Origin of the sequence: Rahnella inusitata, from assembly GCF_965118895.1 — a bacterium.
GTDB lineage: Bacteria > Pseudomonadota > Gammaproteobacteria > Enterobacterales > Enterobacteriaceae > Rahnella > Rahnella inusitata_A.
Map to the genome: position 1 here is coordinate 43,714 of NZ_CBCPJJ010000011.1, position 17,515 is coordinate 61,228.

The following is a 17,515-nucleotide window of genomic DNA, read 5'->3' on the forward strand; positions in this document are numbered from 1 at the left end:
TGTTCATTGTGTTAGGATTGTGTAAGTTAAAACTTACCGAACCGGGTCTTTTCTGATGAGCCAGAATTACAGCAAATACGAACAACTCACCCGTTATCTGGCTGCGGATATACTGAAAAACAAAAAGTCATTTTCCTGGCGACGCATCATTGTCAGGTGTATTAAACAGCCTCATCACCGGTATATCTTTTGGTGGCGGATTGCGAGTTATCTCTATTCCACCGACAGCCATTTTTGTAAAAGCCGTGCACGTAAGATCAATTTTTCACTTATCAAAAAGTACAGCATTGAAATTATGCTGGGTGCGCAAATCGGAGAAGGAATCAGACTGCCTCATTTCACGGGCATTGTGATTAACCCCTATTGCGTTATAGGAAACAATGTCCGGATCCGGCAAAACACCACCATCGGAATCAAAGAGGATGTCGGCGGCACAAGCGTGTGCATTGGCGATAATGTGGATATCGGCGCGAATTGCTGCATCATAGGTAACGACATTACTATCGGCAACAATGTCGTTGTTGGGGCGATGTCTTATATCAATAAAAGCATCCCGGAAAACGCAGTTTGCTATACCGAGAAAACGACTAAAATCATCATCGAAACCTGATATTTCAGTATCGCACTCACCCCAAATAATAGCGCCCCTTCCCACCCTGTTTAGCCCGGTACATCGCAGCATCTGCACGGGCCATCAGGGTTTCTGGCATCAGCGGCTGACGCGCACGCCCGACGGCGACGCCGATACTCGCAGACAGCGCCACCGGTATACCGGCTACTTTTTCCACCGAACCGAGCGCGCCTATCAGATCGATACAGATACGGCTTACGTCTGTTTCAGTGTTGCCCAGATGAGTCAGTAATACGGTAAATTCATCGCCCGCCAAACGTGCGACCATATCCTGTGAACGCAAATTGTCGCGCAGGGTGTGCCCGAAAAATTTAAGAACCAAATCGCCAAATTCGTGCCCATAGGTGTCGTTGTACGCTTTAAAATTATCAATATCCAAAAAGAGCAATGCGATATCTTTGTCTGCCTTTTCTTGTTGTCTGGCAGCGTAAATCAGAGACTGTTGAAATGCCCGGCGGTTTGGCAGGCCGGTCAGGGAATCATGGTTAGCTTCGAACTCCAGCTGAGCCTGAAGTTTCTTTATCTCGGTGATGTCTGTTGAGAGCCCGTAATAGCCGTTACGCACATCATCGCAGGGAATAAGTGTTGTGTGTAAAACGCCGCCCATCCCGTGACCTGAATCCGCAGGCAATTCAATTTCATAGCTGACGGTCTGTCCCTGTAAAACCTGGCGGATAAAGGGCTGAATGACCTGATAACTCGCGTAACCCACCACATCGCGCACCTGCTGCCCGCGGACTTTTTCCTCTTCCACACCGTACCAGTTGGCATGGAAGTGATTCACAAAGGTGTACTGCTCACTGGCATCCACATGGCAGATTAGCGCGGGAATGTTATCGGTGATTGCGCGCAGACGGTTTTTACTTTCGGTGAGTTCCCGCTCACGCGTCAGACGCTGAGCAATTTCCTGATGCAGCTGGTCCATTGCTACCTGTAGTTCGATGGTCCGCGCAGCGACCCGTCGCTCAAGATCCCCCTGAAGCGAATACAGCGCCTGTTCGATGTGCTTACGCTCGGTAATATCGCTGATGACCACGATGTAGTGATGTGCTTCGCCTGCGGCGTTGCGCACCAGCGAGGCGGTGAGCGTGACCCAGAGCGTGCTGCCATTGGCGCGTTGCAGAAGTTTTTCCACACTGAAGCTGTTTATTTCGCCAGAGAGCAAGCGGGGAATAAGAATGTTTTCAGCGTAAACATCGTCGGCATGGGTGACGTCGTGCAGCAGACACGAGCGCAACTGATACTCAGCATAGCCAAGCATATTGCAGACTTGCGGATTGATGCGCAGCCAGCGCCAGTCGAGCGCCACCAGGGAGAACCCCACCGCCGCATGCGCAAAAGTTTGCTCAAACAGGGCTTCACTTTTGGCCAGATTGTCTTCGACGGTGGCGGTGTACTGACGGTTCTCCAGATGCAGGATGTAGCTTTGCACCAGCGCCGTCATATCCAGCAATGTCTGCTGATCTTCATCGCTCCATCCACGCGGCTGATCGTCAAGCAGACAAAAAGATCCGAGTGCCACACCTTCTTTCGAATACAGCGCGCAACCGGCGTAAAACACGATATGAGGGTCTCCCGCCACCAGCGGATTATCGTGGAAACGCAGGTCAAGTCTGGCATCACTGACAATGAGCGGGCCGGATCCCAAAATGGTGTGGCCGCAAAAAGAGGTATCGCGGGGAGACTGATTAATATTCAGGCCAGTCTGGGACAAAAACCACTGACGGTCCGCGTCAATCAGTGAGACCACTACCGCTTTAGCCTGAAACTGCCGGGCAGCCATGCGGGTGATGCGGTCTATCTCCTCGATTCTGGGCGAATCCAGTATGCCCAGAGACGCCAGGATGGTCAGACGCGCCTGTTCATCTACTGCCTGTTGAGGGACTAACATGATGGACTCTCAATGATTACCGTTGGACAACTCAGCAAGTCTACTGCGTTTACCCGAAAAAACGGCGCTGATTCCACCCATTGCGGGCAAAAATCAGAATAGTGACAGATCATTAAAAAACTAATTAGTTAACAATATTTAAACATTGAGAGGGAAATCAAATCATTAAAGGGAACTGACCCAGTTAACATGCGTAGCGCCAGGATGCCCCGATTCCTCGGCGTCGCGACGGAAGCGGTCGCGCATCTCCGACGGCGTGGCTCCGTAAAACTCATGAAAATACCGGCGCAGCACGCTCAGTTCTAAACCGCACTGACGGGCAATCACGGCCAGGCTTTGATCAGACAGAGAAGACGTGCGCAACAGACGCTTCGCCAGCAGGACGCGGCGGCTACGGATAAACTGCGCAATGCCGCCAAGCGGTTCGAACAAGCGATACAGGCCCGAACGGGAAATCGCAAAATGTTTGCACAGTGCATCAATGCCGATCGGCTTGCTCAGATGCTTCTCAATGTGCAGACAGATACGTTCAAGCCGTGCGCTTTGCTCAAAAGGATGCTCCACTTTTTTACCGGCGATCAGATGCAACGTTTGCAGGAAGACCGATGCAGCACCTTCGCCAGTGCTAAGCACTTCCTGCTCGGTCATCTGATCAAAAACCTGGACCATGGTCGCGAAGTGATTGCGTAAAATAATATTCACCGGCGATGACGCAGGAACGCGCTTGCCGTGTAACGAGGCGATATCCACATTAAAATTCAGGCTGTGCTTGGGCATAATGATGTACTGATAGGTACCGAGACGCGGTTTCACATCACCCGGATAAACGTGGATTTGTATCGGTTGCGACATATCCTGGATCAGGATGTCACCCTGTGAGAGCTGAAAACGCTCGCCAAAACACAGGCAGTCCATTCCGCCGATAATCACGATAAAAATGACGATATGATCGGGCATTGAGAACAGGTTACCGTACTGACGGTTAATATCGTGCTCGCTGACCGTCAACACGCCGCCAATCACACGGCCAAAGTTATAACCGGTGACGCCCCAGTCAAACTCTTCACGGTTTTTGTCCGGCAGCTCCAGTTTGAAACCGGCGCTCGACATCCCGTCTTCCCATTCATAAAAACGGGTTTCGAAATCCTGATAAATGTTGGCACCATCAACAATCTTTCGCGAAGACGAGTCGCTCATTTCATCACCATGAATTAAGATAATTCCTAAAAGATACGCTACGCGCCGCTGCGAAATCAATCTCCCGGTGAAAATAACCATAAGGAAATGAGACACCCAATTTGCTATTCTTAACTAGCACGTTTTCAACCCTCACCCCGATGACTCGCCCAACACACCAGGAAAAGCCGATGGAAAAACGAAAAGTCCTGGATGAAGGACGTCAGTTAAAACGTATCAATGCCGAAACCCGGCGTCAGTCTCATATGCATAAATGGTTCGCCATCGTGGCAGCGCTCGACTGCGTGCTGGTGATTTTCTACGATCAGGATATGCGTAACATTGTCTTCTCCGCAGGAGTTTGCATTGTTTGTACCGTTCTGTGGCTGAAAGGCCGTAAACAATCACGCGGATACCGACGTGAGTGGGATAAAAAGTTCGGGACAAAGAAAGATCTTTAGTCCGAGCAGGCGTTGTCATCCGATTTCCTTCCCTTTTAGCCAAAAACCTTCCTGACATCATAAAGAAATTCCGAAATGTTATAGCCACCGTTCATTTTTTCGACGACGGGCAGGGGAAATAACGTTATCGTCCTGAAAAAAACGCTTCGCGGTTAATTGATCGTTATTCACCCGAATAAAATGTTGAATACTTTACTTAGCACATGATAACCAATTGAATTTTAGAATTTAAAAACAACCTTAATATTCTGATCCATTTGTGAGTAATAATTGCAAAAACCTGATGGGTTATTGCCCGAACGGCCGGGCCACATCACCTTCATTTTCTGCTCGGGGTATTTCACTCATGCTTACTGATATTGCGATATGCCAGGCAGTTCTCGATGCCCTTCCCGAAGCTACAGTATTAAAAGACGATCTGCGTAAGCTGGTATTTCTTAATCAGAAAGCCAGCGAGTTTTATGGTCGGCCTCGTGAAGAACTGATTGGTGAAGACGTCTCCTTCTTTACAGACCCTGAACAGGCCGCACGCCAGCGCGAGCGAGATATTGAAATACTGACAACCGGTGAAAAAACTGTTCATGAAGAAACGATGATTGACCCGGCCGGAAAACGACGCAATGTGCTGGTGAGGAAATCCCGCGTTACGCTCGAACAACGGCATTATATTCTCACCTCGATCATGGATATTTCTCTGCTACGAAATTCCGAGGCACAGATCCGCTATCTGGCTCGCCATGATGTATTAACTGGCCTGCCAAACCGCACCGCATTAAATGAAGAACTCAGCCAGATTGCCGCACAACGAATGTATCGTTCGGAAACCTACGCCCTGCTTTTACTCAATCTGAATGATTTTAATTACATTAACGACACCTATGGGTATCAGGCCGGAGACGCTATTTTATGCGAATTTGGTCAGCGTTTGAGAAATGAAGTGGGCACCTCTGGTATCGTTTCGCGCATAGGCGGTGATGAATTTTCTATTATTCTGCGCGACAGCCCGACCAGTGAGATGACGCATAATCTGGCGCTGGAAATACTGGTGATGATGCGTCAACCTTTTACACTGACGCGCGCTAACCCACTCATCACGCTTTCCTTTGGGATTGTCATGTTTGGCGCTGAAAATATTACCGCCGGTGAAATTATGCGTCGCGGGAATACCGCTCTTCTCGAAGCCAAGCAGCGCGGAAAAAATGTTTTTTCGTTTTATTCAGAATTACTCGATGCCAGCACGGTCAGCAAACGCATCATGGTTAAAGCGCTGGCCGAATCGTTATCCAAAGAAGGCGATTTGACCTGCGTGTATCAACCGATCCTGCGCAGTCGCGATGAGAAAGTGGTCTGCGTGGAAGCGCTGGCGCGCTGGAATCACGGTGTGCTGGGCGCGGTGTCTCCGGTGCAGTTTATTGCGCTGGCCGAAGAGACCGGTCTGGTCATTCAGCTGGGTGAAATTGTCCTGCGTCAGGCTTGCCGGGATATAAAACAATTCAATCAGCTCAATCTGGCGATCAACGTTTCGGCCGTGCAACTGGGTGAACCCGATTTTGGCGCGCGGATCCAGGCGTTGCTGGCTGAAGAGGGTTTCCCGACTTCACGCCTTGAACTCGAACTGACCGAAACGTCGGTGATGAATGCGAACCCCACCAGCCTCAGTCATCTGATGGAACTGCGTAAACTGGGGGTTAAAATCTCACTGGATGATTTCGGTACCGGGTATTCCAGCCTCAGTTTGCTCAAGGATATCTCAGTAGACAGCGTGAAAATCGACCGGTCGTTTGTGCAGTATGTCACAGAAGTGAACGATACTGCCGCCATTGTTACCGCAGTCTCTCAGCTCGGCAATAAAATGCATCTCAACGTCATTGCAGAAGGCGTTGAAAATCAGCTACAAAAATCCTTTTTAGTATCAGCAGGTTGCTCGCATCTTCAGGGGTATCTTTTTTCACGCCCGGTGCCGGTAGAGGTTTTGAAAACGCTGTTAGGCGCCGAAATGGATATCTTAGTCAGCAATTAAATCAGTCTTTCATAAGCGCCATAAATAACTCAAAACACCTTATTAATTCATTCAATTGGCGCTCGTCCCTGTTTTACTGACATGATCCGAGGCTGATCAATTACGCCGTTTAAGGAAATACAACATGTCATCGTTTTCAGGTATCTGGGTTCCACTGGTCACGCCGTTTCGTCAGGGCGAGATCGACTTTTCTGCACTGAAATCTTTGTGCACCCGGATGCTCAAACGGGGCGTCGACGGCGTTGTCGTCTGCGGTACCACCGGTGAAGCACCGATGCTGACCAAAGAAGAACAATTGCAGGTACTGGATGCGGTACTGGAAATCGTACCGGGAAATCAGGTGATCATGGGGCTGTCCGGCACCCATATGCCGGTGATCCGTGAGATGCAGGATGCGATTTCCCGCCGTCCGGTCGCCGGTTTTCTGGTGCCTGCACCGTATTATATTCGCCCTTCTCAGCCAGCGCTGGTAGCCTGGTTCACTGAAATTGCCGATAACGCCTCCGTGCCGGTGATGCTCTACAACATTCCCTACCGCACCGGCGTACAGATGGAACTCGATACCCTGCGCCAGCTGGCAAAACACCCGCGTATTACCGCCGTCAAGGATTGCGGCGGCAGCATTGATTTGACGCTGTCGCTGATTGCCGACGGTGAGCTGGATGTCATGTGCGGCGAAGATGTACAGATTTTCTCCACGCTTAGTCTGGGCGGCGCGGGGGCGATTGCGGCCTCTTCCCATATCTTTCCGGAAGAGTTTGTGGCGCTTATCAAACAGTTTAAAGAAGGCGATCTCATCGCCGCCCGCAAAACTTTCTTCGCCCTGTTGCCCATGATCCGCCTGATGTTCTCCACGCCCAATCCGGCAGCCATTAAGTTTGCCCTGTCGCTGGACGGGCTGATGGCAAACGAACTACGTTCGCCAATGTTACCTGCACCGGAAAACGTCGAAACGGCGATCCGCGACTATCTTAATCAGCACTCACGCTAAATCTGATGCTGTGGCGAACGGCACAACGTCCGCCACGCCGTAACTTTTTGTTATCAGGCGTAATTTAAACACTGACTTTTACTCCCGCCGGTTCTAGGATAGAAGCAGTTTGTCTATGCCCTGTCGCTGCCCCGTGAACCGGAGCGTTCCCGGGGTTGGCCTGATTACTTATCAGATGGAGTGATTATGAAACTGTACTATAAGCCCGGTGCCTGTTCCCTTTCCCCGCATATTATTCTTCGCGAAGCCGATCTGGATTTCAGCATCGAGAAAGTGGATTTAGCGACCAAAAAAACTGAGACCGGTGACGATTTTCTGACAGTCAATCCAAAGGGTCAGATCCCGACGCTTTTGCTCAACGACGGCAGCATCCTGACCGAAGGCGTGGCGATTGTGCAATACATCGCCGATCAGAAACCTGACCGCCAGCTGATGCCGGAACCTGGCACACCGGCCCGTTATCATGCGCTGGAATGGCTGAACTATATTGCCACCGAACTGCACAAAGGTTTCTCACCGCTGTTTAATCCGAAAACGCCGGAAGAGTTCAAAGCCCTCACCCGCGAAGCACTGAGCAAAAAATTCGCCTACGTGAATGAATCCCTGAAAGGAAATCATTTCCTGCTGGGGGCACGTTTTTGCGTGGCAGATGCGTATCTGTTTACCGTGATGGGTTGGGCTAAGGCTCTGAAATTCGATCTGAGCGCGCTGACCGATTTGAATGCGTATCTGGATCGCGTGGCCGCACGCCCGGCAGTTGATGCTGCCCTGACGGCTGAAGGTCTGAAATAAGTTTTCGTAAAAGCATTAAAAAAACGCCCCGGCTGATTCAGCGCGGGGCGTTTTTGTATTCAGGCGTTAAGATTTTTATTACAGCTTAACGGCCGGGAAATGATGTTCCGGATTAACCATTTTGTCCTGTGCGGCGACGATTTGCAGTTCGTACTCGCCCATCGCGTGTGTTGCCAACATCACCTCGTACACCGCAGCCGTCACATGTTCCAGGGCTTTATCCAGCGCTTCGCCTTTCAGCAAGTTCACCAGCAGTAAACCACTGGTCAGATCCCCCACGCCGACCGGCTGACGCACGCCAAAATCCACCAGCGGACGATCGATATGCCAGGCTTCTTCAGCCGTCACCAGCAGCATTTCAAACCGGTCACTGTGATAGCCAGCGCGACTCAGATGTTTCACCAGCACGATTTTCGGCCCTCTGTCGATGAGCTCACGCGCGGTGGCTACTGCCTCTTCGACGCTTGCCACCGCGTGGCCGCTGAGTAATTCCAGCTCCAGCAGATTTGGCGCAATAATGTCACAGTTGATCAAGGCCTGATTGCAGTGAAACTCCGCCACCCCCGGCGCAACGATACAGCCTTTTTCAGGATGGCCCATTACCGGATCGCAAAAATACCATGCATCCGGATTAGCCGCTTTCACCCTACGCACAATCTCCAGAATACTCTGGCCCTGTTCAGGGGAGCCGATATAACCACTCAGCACCGCGTCACAATCTTTCAGGCGATCAATGTCACCGATGCCCTGGGCGATTTCAGTCAAATGGCTGGCTGGCATTACGCAACCGGTCCAGTGGCCATATTGCGTATGGTTAGAAAATTGAACCGTATTCAAAGGCCAAACGTTTGCGCCCATGCGACGCATAGGAAATTCCGCCGCGCTGTTACCGGCGTGACCAAAAACGGTGTGTGACTGAATCGAAAGAATGCTTTTCATGAGGAATTACCGATAGCAACGTCATCGGAAGATGGCGGAATGACTGAGTTGTCATGGCAAAATTGAGGGGCCATCAGGCCCCCCATTGATGCCGGTCGTAAAGCTTATGCCCAGAGCAGCAGGGTGTAGTTCTTTTTACCGCGACGCAACAAGGTGTAACGGCCAAACAGTCGGTCACTGTCAGCAAAGCTGTATTCAGTGTCTGTCTGTTTTTCGCCATTAACGGAAACGGCGTTTGAGGAAATCATGGTACGCGCCTGTCCTTTGGACGGTGCCATACCGGCGATGACCAGCGCCTGTTGCAGATCGGTATCACGCGGTACTTCGAACAACTCAAGGCCGTCCTGCGCCAGCTGGCCGAAATCGACTTCGGTCATTTCGCTCAGGGAACCGGAGAACAGGCTCTGGGTGATGCGTTTCGCCGCGGCCAGACCTTCTTCGCCGTGCACCATGCCGGTGACTTCTTCCGCCAGCACATACTGTGCGCGCGGGGCTTTGCCGCTGTTTTTGTCTTCTTCTTCCAGTGCATTGATCTCTTCAATGCTCATGAAGGTGAAGAACTTCAGGAAACGGTAAACGTCGGCGTCAGCGGTGTTAATCCAGAACTGGTAGAATTTGTACGGGCTGGTTTTCTTCGGATCCAGCCAGACCGCGCCGCCTTCGGTCTTACCGAATTTGGTGCCGTCCGCTTTAGTGATAAGCGGAACAGTGAGGCCGAAGACCTGCTTCTGGTGCATACGACGGGTTAAATCTATACCCGATGTGATGTTACCCCACTGGTCGGAACCTCCGATTTGCAGCACGACTTCATGGCGACTGTACAGCTCGGAGAAGTCGTAACCCTGCAACAGATTGTAAGAGAACTCGGTGAAGGAAATACCGCTGTCATCGCGATTCAGGCGCTGTTTCACCGCTTCTTTGTTGATCATCTGGTTAACAGAGAAATGTTTACCGATATCACGCAGGAAAGTCAGCACGTTGATGCCGCCGAACCAGTCGTAGTTATTTGCGGTAATGGCGCTGTTTTCACCACAGTTGAAATCAAGGAATGGCGAAACCTGATGGCGGATTTTCTCAACCCATTCGTTTACGGTTTCATTGGTATTGAGCTTACGTTCGGTAGCTTTGAAACTTGGGTCGCCGATAAGGCCAGTCGCGCCGCCCACCAGAGCCACAGGTTTGTGGCCGCTGAGCTGGAAACGCTTCAGGCAAAGCAATGGCACCAGATGACCCAAATGCAAGCTGTCTGCGGTAGGATCGAAACCGCAATAGAGTGCAATTGGCCCTTGCGCCAGTCGCTCTGCTAACGCTTCTTCATCCGTCACCTGGGCAACGAGGCCCCGCTCTTGCAGTTGTTTAATCAGGTTGCTGCTCGCCATCAAAGACTCCGTTTATATGTACTAAGAATTATGTACTGAATGTGTGCAGATTCGTGTCCGGCATCATGCCGCGCATGTGCCTTTTCTCTCACCTTTACGGGGGACGTCATAGAATAAAGCGCTCATCGCCCGAGCGCTAGGAATTCGCATCATTTTGTTCGTTCAGGGGGCGAGACGGTCTATTTTCCAGCCAGTTTCGCTTTCTTCGGCATCCCGCTGATAAATGAAGCGATCGTGCAGACGGTGTTCGCCCCCCTGCCAGAACTCCATCGACTCCACTTTCACGCGGAATCCGCCCCAGAAACTCGGCAGCGGCACTTCGCCTTTGCTGAACTTTTGTTTCAGTTCGAGGAACTTGCTTTCCAGCACGCCACGCGCCGAAATCCGGCTGGACTGCTGCGACACCCACGCGCCGATCTGGCTGTCTTTCGGGCGACTGGTGAAGTATTTCATCACTTCCAGCGTGGAAAGACGTTCGGCCTGCCCGAGTACAATGACCTGGCGATCCAACATGTGCCACGGGAACAGCAGGCTGATGTGCGAATTCAGCGCCAGCTGTTGTGCTTTGCGGCTACCCAGATTGGTGTAGAACACCAGCCCTTTTTCATCGTAGTGCTTGAGTAACACAATTCGCTGGAAAGGCTGCCCGTTCTCATCAACTGTCGCCACCACCATCGCCGTAGGATCCGCCAGCTTTGCCTCACAGGCCTGTTTCAGCCAGTGCTCAAATAAGGGTAGCGGTTCAGGGGTCAGGTCGGCGCGACGTAGCCCGCCACGCGTGTATTCACGACGCGAGTCGGCAACATCAAATTCATTATTATCAGCCATATGGATTCAATTGCGTATCAACAGGAAGGTAACTGCATTGTGCACCCGCCGCGTCAGGATCTCAACGTCCCTGACGCGGGGTTTTAGAAAGGAAACAGGCTTTATTAAGACTTTTGGACGCAGTCGTCGATGATCACATTATCACCGCGCTGAACGAAGGCCTGATTACCTTTAGACCAGAAGGTGTAGTGGCTGTCGCTGTATTTGGTGCCGGACGCCGATTCCACCTGTTTCAGTTTCAATTGTTCGCCATCAAGCACCATGCTCACCTGCTGTGACGGTTTATCGAGCGTGACGGTCAGCGGCAAGGTGCCACATTGATAATGTAATTCCTGCGTCGGGCTTTCCGCCTGATGTTGAAACTGACTACATCCGGCCAGCGTTAACCCGGCTAAAGCAGCGAAAATCGCCTTTTTCATCTGGTACTCCCTGAGTGTTTTGGTCTATCCCCGATATGTACCACGCCCGCTGGCGCAGCACATTGAGATAAAACCGAGAACACATCAGGCGCGGGAGGAAACCACGGGATAAATAGCCCCGAGCACAGTTTCACGACTTGCCCCAGTCACTGACGGCAGATTGCCAGACTGGCCGGATAAGGTACGAAAAGCCAGCCAGGCAAACGCCAGCGCTTCCATGTCGTCGCCGCTGATGCCAAAAGCGTCGGTGGTGCAAACCTCAGTTCCAGGCAGCATTGCGGACAAGCGCGCCATCAGCAGCGGGTTACGCGCACCGCCGCCGCAGACCATCAGACGATCGCACCCGCCGGTCAGTTGAACCTGTTCGGCGATGCTGACGGACGTCAGTTCGGTCAACGTCGCCTGCACATCCACCCCGGAGACTTCCGGGCCTCGCGCCAGCTGCTTTTCCAGCCAGGCCATATTGAAATATTCCCGCCCGGTACTTTTCGGCGCAGGTTCAGCAAAGTAAGGATCGGAAAGCATCTGTTGTAACAGGCGTAAATTCACCCGCCCCTGACTGGCCCATTGGGCACCTTTGTCGTAAGGCTGATTTTGATGGCGTGAGATCCAGGCATCCATCAGCATATTACCGGGTCCGGTGTCATAGCCGCGTACCGGCTGTCCCGGCAGCAGCATGGAAAGATTGGCAATTCCGCCGATATTGAGGATCATCCGCCTCTCGGCCGGATCGGCCAGCAAGGCCTGATGAAATGCAGGCACCAGCGGCGCGCCCTGTCCGCCCCATGCCATATCACGGCGGCGGAAATCGCCGACGGTCGTAATCCCGGTCATAGCCGCAATGCGATTGTTATCACCGAGTTGCATCGAGAATGTGGTGTCCCCTTTTGGCTGATGCCAGACCGTCTGACCGTGGCAGCCAATCGCCGTCACCTCTTCGGGTGAAATGCCCGCGCTTTTTAGCAAACCCAGCACCGCCTCACCAAAGAGAATGCCCAGCTGAGTATCCAGCGCGCCGACCTGCTCGAGCGTCACCTGTTGTCCCTGACACATCCCCAGCACAGCGTTTTTAAGCGCAAGGGGGATTGGGTGCGAATAGCTTGCCTGCTGTGCGACCATACGTTCGTCGATAGCAGCCAGCACAACATCAATGCCATCGAGGCTGGTGCCAGACATCACCCCGATGTAGCGACCCGATTTCATAGATAACATTCTTCACTCCTCAGCAAAAAGATCCCGACCGGCTATCTCACAGAGTAGGCCGAATTCAGATCACAACACCATGAATTACTGAATTTTTATCACACGCTGTGATAACTCCGTGTTTTTCATCTCACGATACCGTCTTTTGAAATTTATCCGTGTTGTAAAAACAAGCACTCAGTATGTTAAACCGCGGTGTTTTTGATTTAACACAAAGCTGTCTTAAACTTAAACCTGCGTTTATTATTAGTTGAAGAGAACTTCGTTATACTCGAAGACAGTTAAGTCAATATGGTTAATGACAGCCTCGACAGTGATGTTGAACTGTGTGCCGGTTTTTCTCTGTTGTTGTCGCTACCCTGTCAGAAGTGCAGCAGCATCTTAAAGGAGCTATTTATGATTAAGCGTTTACTTGTCGTCGCACTTGCCGGCGTTTCCCTTGCTGGTTGCGTCAGCGATAACTCTTTGTCTGGCGATGTGTATTCATCTTCGCAGGCAAAACAAATCCAGCAGGTCACATACGGCACCATCGTTTCTACCCGCGCGGTGCAGATCCAGGGTGGCGATGATTCCAACATCATCGGTGCGCTGGGCGGTGCTGTATTAGGTGGTTTCCTCGGGAACACCGTCGGTGGCGGTACCGGTCGTAGTCTGGCGACCGCTGCAGGTGCAGTAGCCGGTGGCGTTGCAGGTCAGGGTGTACAAAGTAACCTTAACCGTTCTAACGGTGTAGAACTGCAAATCCGTCGTGATGACGGCACAACCATTCAGGTGGTTCAGAAAGCCGGTCCTACCAAATTTAGCGTCGGCCAGCGTGTCAGCATGGCGAGCAGTGGCAGCACCATTACGGTGTCTCCTGGCGCCTGAGTCTTCTGAGCTGCAATGCAGCCAGAAACCAAAAAACCGAAGCCAATGGCTTCGGTTTTTTTATGGATAACCCTTTTGAAATCAGGGCTGAATCAAGGCTGTGTGACGTAAATAGAATTTTGTTTCTTATGATTTGCTTTGTAATGAAGCAATATTTTTTTCCAGCCGTGACAACATTCCGCTAAGTTGTTCGATTTCTGCAGCTGACATACCGGACAGAATTTCTTTGCGGGTTGAGTTAATTACCGTCTCCATTTTATGGATGATCGGTGCGGATTCTTCGGTGAGCTTAATGCGTTTAGCACGGCGATCGCTGGCGCAGGTCTGCCGGGTGATCAACTTTTTTTCTTCTAGCTGATCCAGCGTGCGGACCAGAGACGGTTGTTCAATACCGATGGCTTTCGCCAGCTGAATTTGCGACTGTTCTGGTGGTAACATGTTGATATTATGCAATGTTACCCAATGAGTTTGCGTAAGTTCTAACGGCTTAAGCCGCTCATCAATCAACGCACGCCAGGCACGAACTAATCGTGCTAGATCTGACCCCAGATTCGATTCCAATTATCCCCTCCTTATAATTAGCATGCTAAGATAACTCCCCAGAGTTTAGCTTAGTTTTAAGAACTTTAATCGAGAAATTACAATTCTGTATATAATAATAGGTACTGCTGTAACCGGAAGCTACATCCCGGCATCTAATGGCAAACTCGTTTATAACACAATCACTGGCAGAGATTAATATTGTGAATACCCAAATGTTTCAAGCAGGCTTCCCGCTCCCTGATTTGGTGCTAGGTGCCTCACTTTATTTCCCTCCAATTTTCAAAGCATTTTTACTGGGATTGGTATTCTGGCTTTTGATACATCGGCTGCTGCGTGATTGGATCTATTCCGGTGAAGTCTGGCATCCAACGTTGATGGATTTATCCCTTTTTGTGATCTCTATTTGTGCTGCACTGTTGCTCATGGTGAACCTCTTAAAATGAAATTTAAAACCCTAAAATATTTCTCAACAGTGTTGGTTTTCGCGGTCGCAATATGTGCAGGATGGTGGATGTGGAATTTCTACATGCAATCGCCCTGGACTCGCGATGGAAAAGTGCGGGCCGAAATTGTTGATATCACGCCGGAAGTGTCCGGTCGCATTATTGATATCAATGTGCATGACAACCAGTTCGTGAAAAGTGGTGATCCGTTGTTCAGTCTGGATCCGGTGCCATTTAAAATTGCGGTGAATAATGCCGAGGCCGATCTGGCGAAAGCCGCCGCAGATTTAACCAAAGCCAATCATGAAGCTACACGACGCCGTGGCCTGGGCACCAATGTTATTTCTGCAGAGTCGCTCGATGAATCTAATATTAGCGCCAAGGCGATGCAGGCGGCCTATCAGGCTGCACAGTCATCATTGGAGCAGGCGAAATGGAATTTGAGCAAAACCAGTATTGTCGCGCCAACTGACGGTTATATCACCAATCTGCAAACCCGTAAGGGCAATTACGCCTCCACGGGTACGCCGCTGGTCGGTCTGGTGGATATTCACTCTTTCTATGTGCTGGGCTATTTCGAAGAAACTAAATTGAAGAATATCCGTGAGGGCGCGCTGGCTGATATCACCTTATTCAACGGTAATATCCCGTTAAAAGGTCAGGTGGAAAGTATTGGACGGGCGATTTACGATCAGAGTCAGGATGCCTCTGATGACCTGCTGATGAATGTGAAACCGAACGTTCCGTGGGTACGTCTGGCGCAGCGTGTACCGGTGCGCATCAAGCTTCAGGATGTGCCAGAGCATACCGTGCTGGTCGCAGGAACCACTTGCACAATTTCGATCCGTAATTAAGGCCGCGCCGTGAACTTCTCTTGGCTGGAATGGAAAAACACCCCGTGGGGAAAAGCCACGGGCGGCCAATGGCGCTATGCCCTGCGCAATTCAATCGCGATGGTACTGTCACTGCTTATCGCTTTTGAATTTCAGATGGACGAACCCTACTGGGCGTTAACCTCCGCCGCCGTGGTCAGTTTTCCGACCGTCGGTGGGGTGATCAGTAAAAGTATTGGTCGTATCATCGGCAGCTTGCTCGGCGCGCTCGCAGCGGTATTTATCGCCGGCCATTGTCTCAATGAGCCCTGGCTTTTCACCTTTGCTATCGCGGGTTGGCTGGGGCTGTGTACATACATCTCCAACCACTACCAGAACAATGTCTCATACGCTTTCGCACTGGCCGGTTACACGGCGGCGATCATCGTATTTTCAACCGTTAATGTCACCGACACGACGCAAATTTTTGATATCGCACAGGCGCGCGTCGGCGAAGTGATCACCGGTATTCTGTGTGGTGGTTTTATGATGATGGTGCTGCCGAGCACATCTGACGGTGACGCCCTGCTCACCTCTTTGCGTAAAATGCACACGCAGTTGCTGGAACATGCTCAGTTGCTGTGGAATGCCGAAGTGAATGACAAGATCCGCAGCTCACATGAGGGGCTGATCGGCCAGATTCTGACGCTCAATTTGCTGCGTATCCAGGCCGTCTGGAGCCATTACCGTCTGCGCCGTCAGAATAACGTGCTCAATTATTTACTACATCAACAACTGCGCATGACCAGTTATATTTCCAGCCTGCGCCGTATGCTGCTCAACTGGCCCCAGCAGCCTGAAAATCTGGCCTCCGTCCTTAACGTATTGCTTGACGAGTTACGTAAGCCGGACACCGATAAATACAAACTGTCGAAGATCCTCAGACTCATTAAACCTCAGGACACCGCCGATTTCCGTCATCAGGCGTTCTGGATACGTTTACGCGATTTCTGCTGGCTTTATCTGCGCAACGAGCGCTGGTTACGCCGCGTGGAAAATGCCAATGCCGCAGAAGCAGAGACGCTTCAGCCGCCAAAAATTAGCCATTTGGCCCAGCATACCGACACCGTAGAGGCCGCCTACAACGGTCTGCGCACCTTCCTGTGTATTGTGGTCGGCTGTGCGTTTTGGATGACAACGCAGTGGGATTCTGGTTCCGGTGCCGTCGCGCTGACGGCGGTCAGCTGCGTGCTCTACTCCTCTACCAGTTCCCCTATCAGCAGCGTGACATTGCTGATCAAATCACTGGGATTGCTGTTCATCGGCTGTTTTATTCTCAAGTTCGGGTTGATGATTCAGATCGACAATTTCTGGGTATTTTGTGCATTCTTCCTGCCAATGTTAGTCACTATGCAGATGATGAAATTGCAGTACAAACGCTATGCCGGTTTATGGGGACAGATGATCGTCTTTTTAGGCTCGTTTCTGGCGGTGACTAACCCACCAAACTACGACTACGGAGCGTTTATGAATGGTGGCGTGGCCAAAATCGTCGGCGTAACCCTGGCAGGTATTGCGTTTCAGGTCTTACGACCAAGTTCGGATAAGCGTAAAAGCCGCCGCATTATTCGTGCACTGCGCCGCGATTTTATGGATCAGCTCAGCCGAAAACCTTCGCTCAGCCATTTTCAGTTTGAATCACTGATTTACCACCGAATGAACCAGCTCAATCAGAGTAAAGATCAGCATTCCCGTACCTGGCTGCTGCGCTGGGGCGTAGTATTGCTTAACTGCAGCCACATCGTCTGGCAGTTACGCGAATGGGGAACTCGCTCAGATCCGCTGTCTGCAGTGCGTGACGTGTGTATTCATTGTCTCAAAGGTGTGATGACCGAGCGTGGCGTTAGCCACGAGAATCTGGATGCAACGCTGGTAGAATTATTGCGCATGAGCAATTCGCTGGCGCATCACCCTGAACCGGCTGCGCGTGAACTGGCGGGTATTATCTGGCGGTTATACTGCTCACTGTCGCAGCTGCAACAGGCGATTTCGACGGATGACGGTCCGGCGAGCCCCGCGATAACCTCTGCAAAACCCACCTGACCGTCAGACAGCACTGG

17 protein-coding genes are annotated in these 17,515 nt (G+C 51.2%); 9 read left to right on the plus strand and 8 right to left on the minus strand.

From position 1 onward, the window contains the following. The first annotated feature begins 55 nt into the window (after positions 1-55). The gene (locus tag ACMHLI_RS12735; RefSeq protein ID WP_413529801.1) at positions 56-610 is read left to right on the plus strand and encodes a serine acetyltransferase; all 555 of its coding nucleotides are present in this window, start codon (positions 56-58) and stop codon (positions 608-610) included. Between the two features lie 16 nt (positions 611-626). On the opposite strand, the gene ACMHLI_RS12740 is transcribed toward ACMHLI_RS12735, so the two are convergent. Further along, complete coding sequence (locus ACMHLI_RS12740; protein ID WP_413529802.1) at positions 627-2,522, minus strand: diguanylate cyclase domain-containing protein; 1,896 nt, start codon at positions 2,520-2,522, stop codon at positions 627-629. 165 nt (positions 2,523-2,687) lie between these two features. Then, complete coding sequence (locus ACMHLI_RS12745; RefSeq protein WP_413529803.1) at positions 2,688-3,719, minus strand: helix-turn-helix domain-containing protein; 1,032 nt, start codon at positions 3,717-3,719, stop codon at positions 2,688-2,690. Positions 3,720-3,889: 170 nt separating this feature from the next. Here ACMHLI_RS12745 and ACMHLI_RS12750 point away from each other — a divergent pair, with 170 nt between their 5' ends. The 4 genes from ACMHLI_RS12750 to gstA all read left to right on the plus strand — a co-directional run bounded on the left by ACMHLI_RS12750 (position 3,890) and on the right by gstA (position 7,962). Next, positions 3,890-4,159 (plus strand): hypothetical protein, encoded by a 270-nt coding sequence (locus tag ACMHLI_RS12750; protein ID WP_112168502.1) that lies wholly within the window; start codon positions 3,890-3,892, stop codon positions 4,157-4,159. A gap of 346 nt (positions 4,160-4,505) precedes the next feature. Then, complete coding sequence (locus ACMHLI_RS12755; RefSeq protein WP_413529804.1) at positions 4,506-6,179, plus strand: putative bifunctional diguanylate cyclase/phosphodiesterase; 1,674 nt, start codon at positions 4,506-4,508, stop codon at positions 6,177-6,179. 124 nt (positions 6,180-6,303) lie between these two features. Further along, positions 6,304-7,170 (plus strand): 4-hydroxy-tetrahydrodipicolinate synthase, encoded by an 867-nt coding sequence (dapA, locus tag ACMHLI_RS12760; protein WP_413529805.1) that lies wholly within the window; start codon positions 6,304-6,306, stop codon positions 7,168-7,170. A 186-nt stretch (positions 7,171-7,356) separates the two neighbouring features. Beyond that, positions 7,357-7,962, plus strand: coding sequence for a glutathione transferase GstA (gene gstA / locus ACMHLI_RS12765; RefSeq protein WP_413529806.1), 606 nt, complete (start codon positions 7,357-7,359; stop codon positions 7,960-7,962). Between the two features lie 78 nt (positions 7,963-8,040). On the opposite strand, the gene pdxY is transcribed toward gstA, so the two are convergent. From pdxY to anmK, 5 genes are all read right to left on the minus strand, one after another. Further along, positions 8,041-8,901, minus strand: coding sequence for a pyridoxal kinase PdxY (pdxY, locus tag ACMHLI_RS12770; RefSeq protein ID WP_413529807.1), 861 nt, complete (start codon positions 8,899-8,901; stop codon positions 8,041-8,043). A gap of 104 nt (positions 8,902-9,005) precedes the next feature. Beyond that, complete coding sequence (gene tyrS / locus ACMHLI_RS12775) at positions 9,006-10,280, minus strand: tyrosine--tRNA ligase (protein ID WP_413529808.1); 1,275 nt, start codon at positions 10,278-10,280, stop codon at positions 9,006-9,008. A gap of 162 nt (positions 10,281-10,442) precedes the next feature. Continuing rightward, the gene (pdxH, locus tag ACMHLI_RS12780; RefSeq protein WP_413529809.1) at positions 10,443-11,108 is read right to left on the minus strand and encodes a pyridoxamine 5'-phosphate oxidase; all 666 of its coding nucleotides are present in this window, start codon (positions 11,106-11,108) and stop codon (positions 10,443-10,445) included. Positions 11,109-11,212: 104 nt separating this feature from the next. Next, a complete protein-coding gene (locus tag ACMHLI_RS12785; protein ID WP_413529810.1) occupies positions 11,213-11,527 on the minus strand; it encodes an MliC family protein in 315 nt (104 codons plus the stop codon). A gap of 84 nt (positions 11,528-11,611) precedes the next feature. Then, the gene (gene anmK / locus ACMHLI_RS12790; protein WP_413529858.1) at positions 11,612-12,730 is read right to left on the minus strand and encodes an anhydro-N-acetylmuramic acid kinase; all 1,119 of its coding nucleotides are present in this window, start codon (positions 12,728-12,730) and stop codon (positions 11,612-11,614) included. Positions 12,731-13,126: 396 nt separating this feature from the next. On the opposite strand from anmK, the gene ACMHLI_RS12795 reads away from it, so the two are divergent. Next, entirely contained in the window at positions 13,127-13,597 is a 471-nt protein-coding gene (locus ACMHLI_RS12795; RefSeq protein WP_112168494.1) for a glycine zipper 2TM domain-containing protein, read from the plus strand. A 126-nt stretch (positions 13,598-13,723) separates the two neighbouring features. Here the strand turns inward: ACMHLI_RS12795 and slyA are convergent, their stop codons facing one another. After that, entirely contained in the window at positions 13,724-14,158 is a 435-nt protein-coding gene (gene slyA / locus ACMHLI_RS12800) for a transcriptional regulator SlyA (RefSeq protein WP_413529811.1), read from the minus strand. A 194-nt stretch (positions 14,159-14,352) separates the two neighbouring features. Between slyA and ACMHLI_RS12805 the strand changes: the two genes are divergently transcribed. Genes ACMHLI_RS12805 through ACMHLI_RS12815 form a run of 3 tightly spaced genes read left to right on the plus strand, consistent with a single transcriptional unit; the run spans position 14,353 to position 17,498 of the window. After that, positions 14,353-14,583: a DUF1656 domain-containing protein gene (locus tag ACMHLI_RS12805; RefSeq protein WP_413529859.1), complete on the plus strand. Its 231-nt coding sequence runs from the start codon at positions 14,353-14,355 to the stop codon at positions 14,581-14,583. Further along, complete coding sequence (locus ACMHLI_RS12810) at positions 14,580-15,437, plus strand: efflux RND transporter periplasmic adaptor subunit (protein WP_413529812.1); 858 nt, start codon at positions 14,580-14,582, stop codon at positions 15,435-15,437. Before ACMHLI_RS12805 ends, ACMHLI_RS12810 begins: the two co-directional genes overlap by 4 nt. 9 nt (positions 15,438-15,446) lie before the next feature. Next, a complete protein-coding gene (locus ACMHLI_RS12815) occupies positions 15,447-17,498 on the plus strand; it encodes an FUSC family protein (protein WP_413529813.1) in 2,052 nt (683 codons plus the stop codon). Positions 17,499-17,515: the final 17 nt, after the last annotated feature.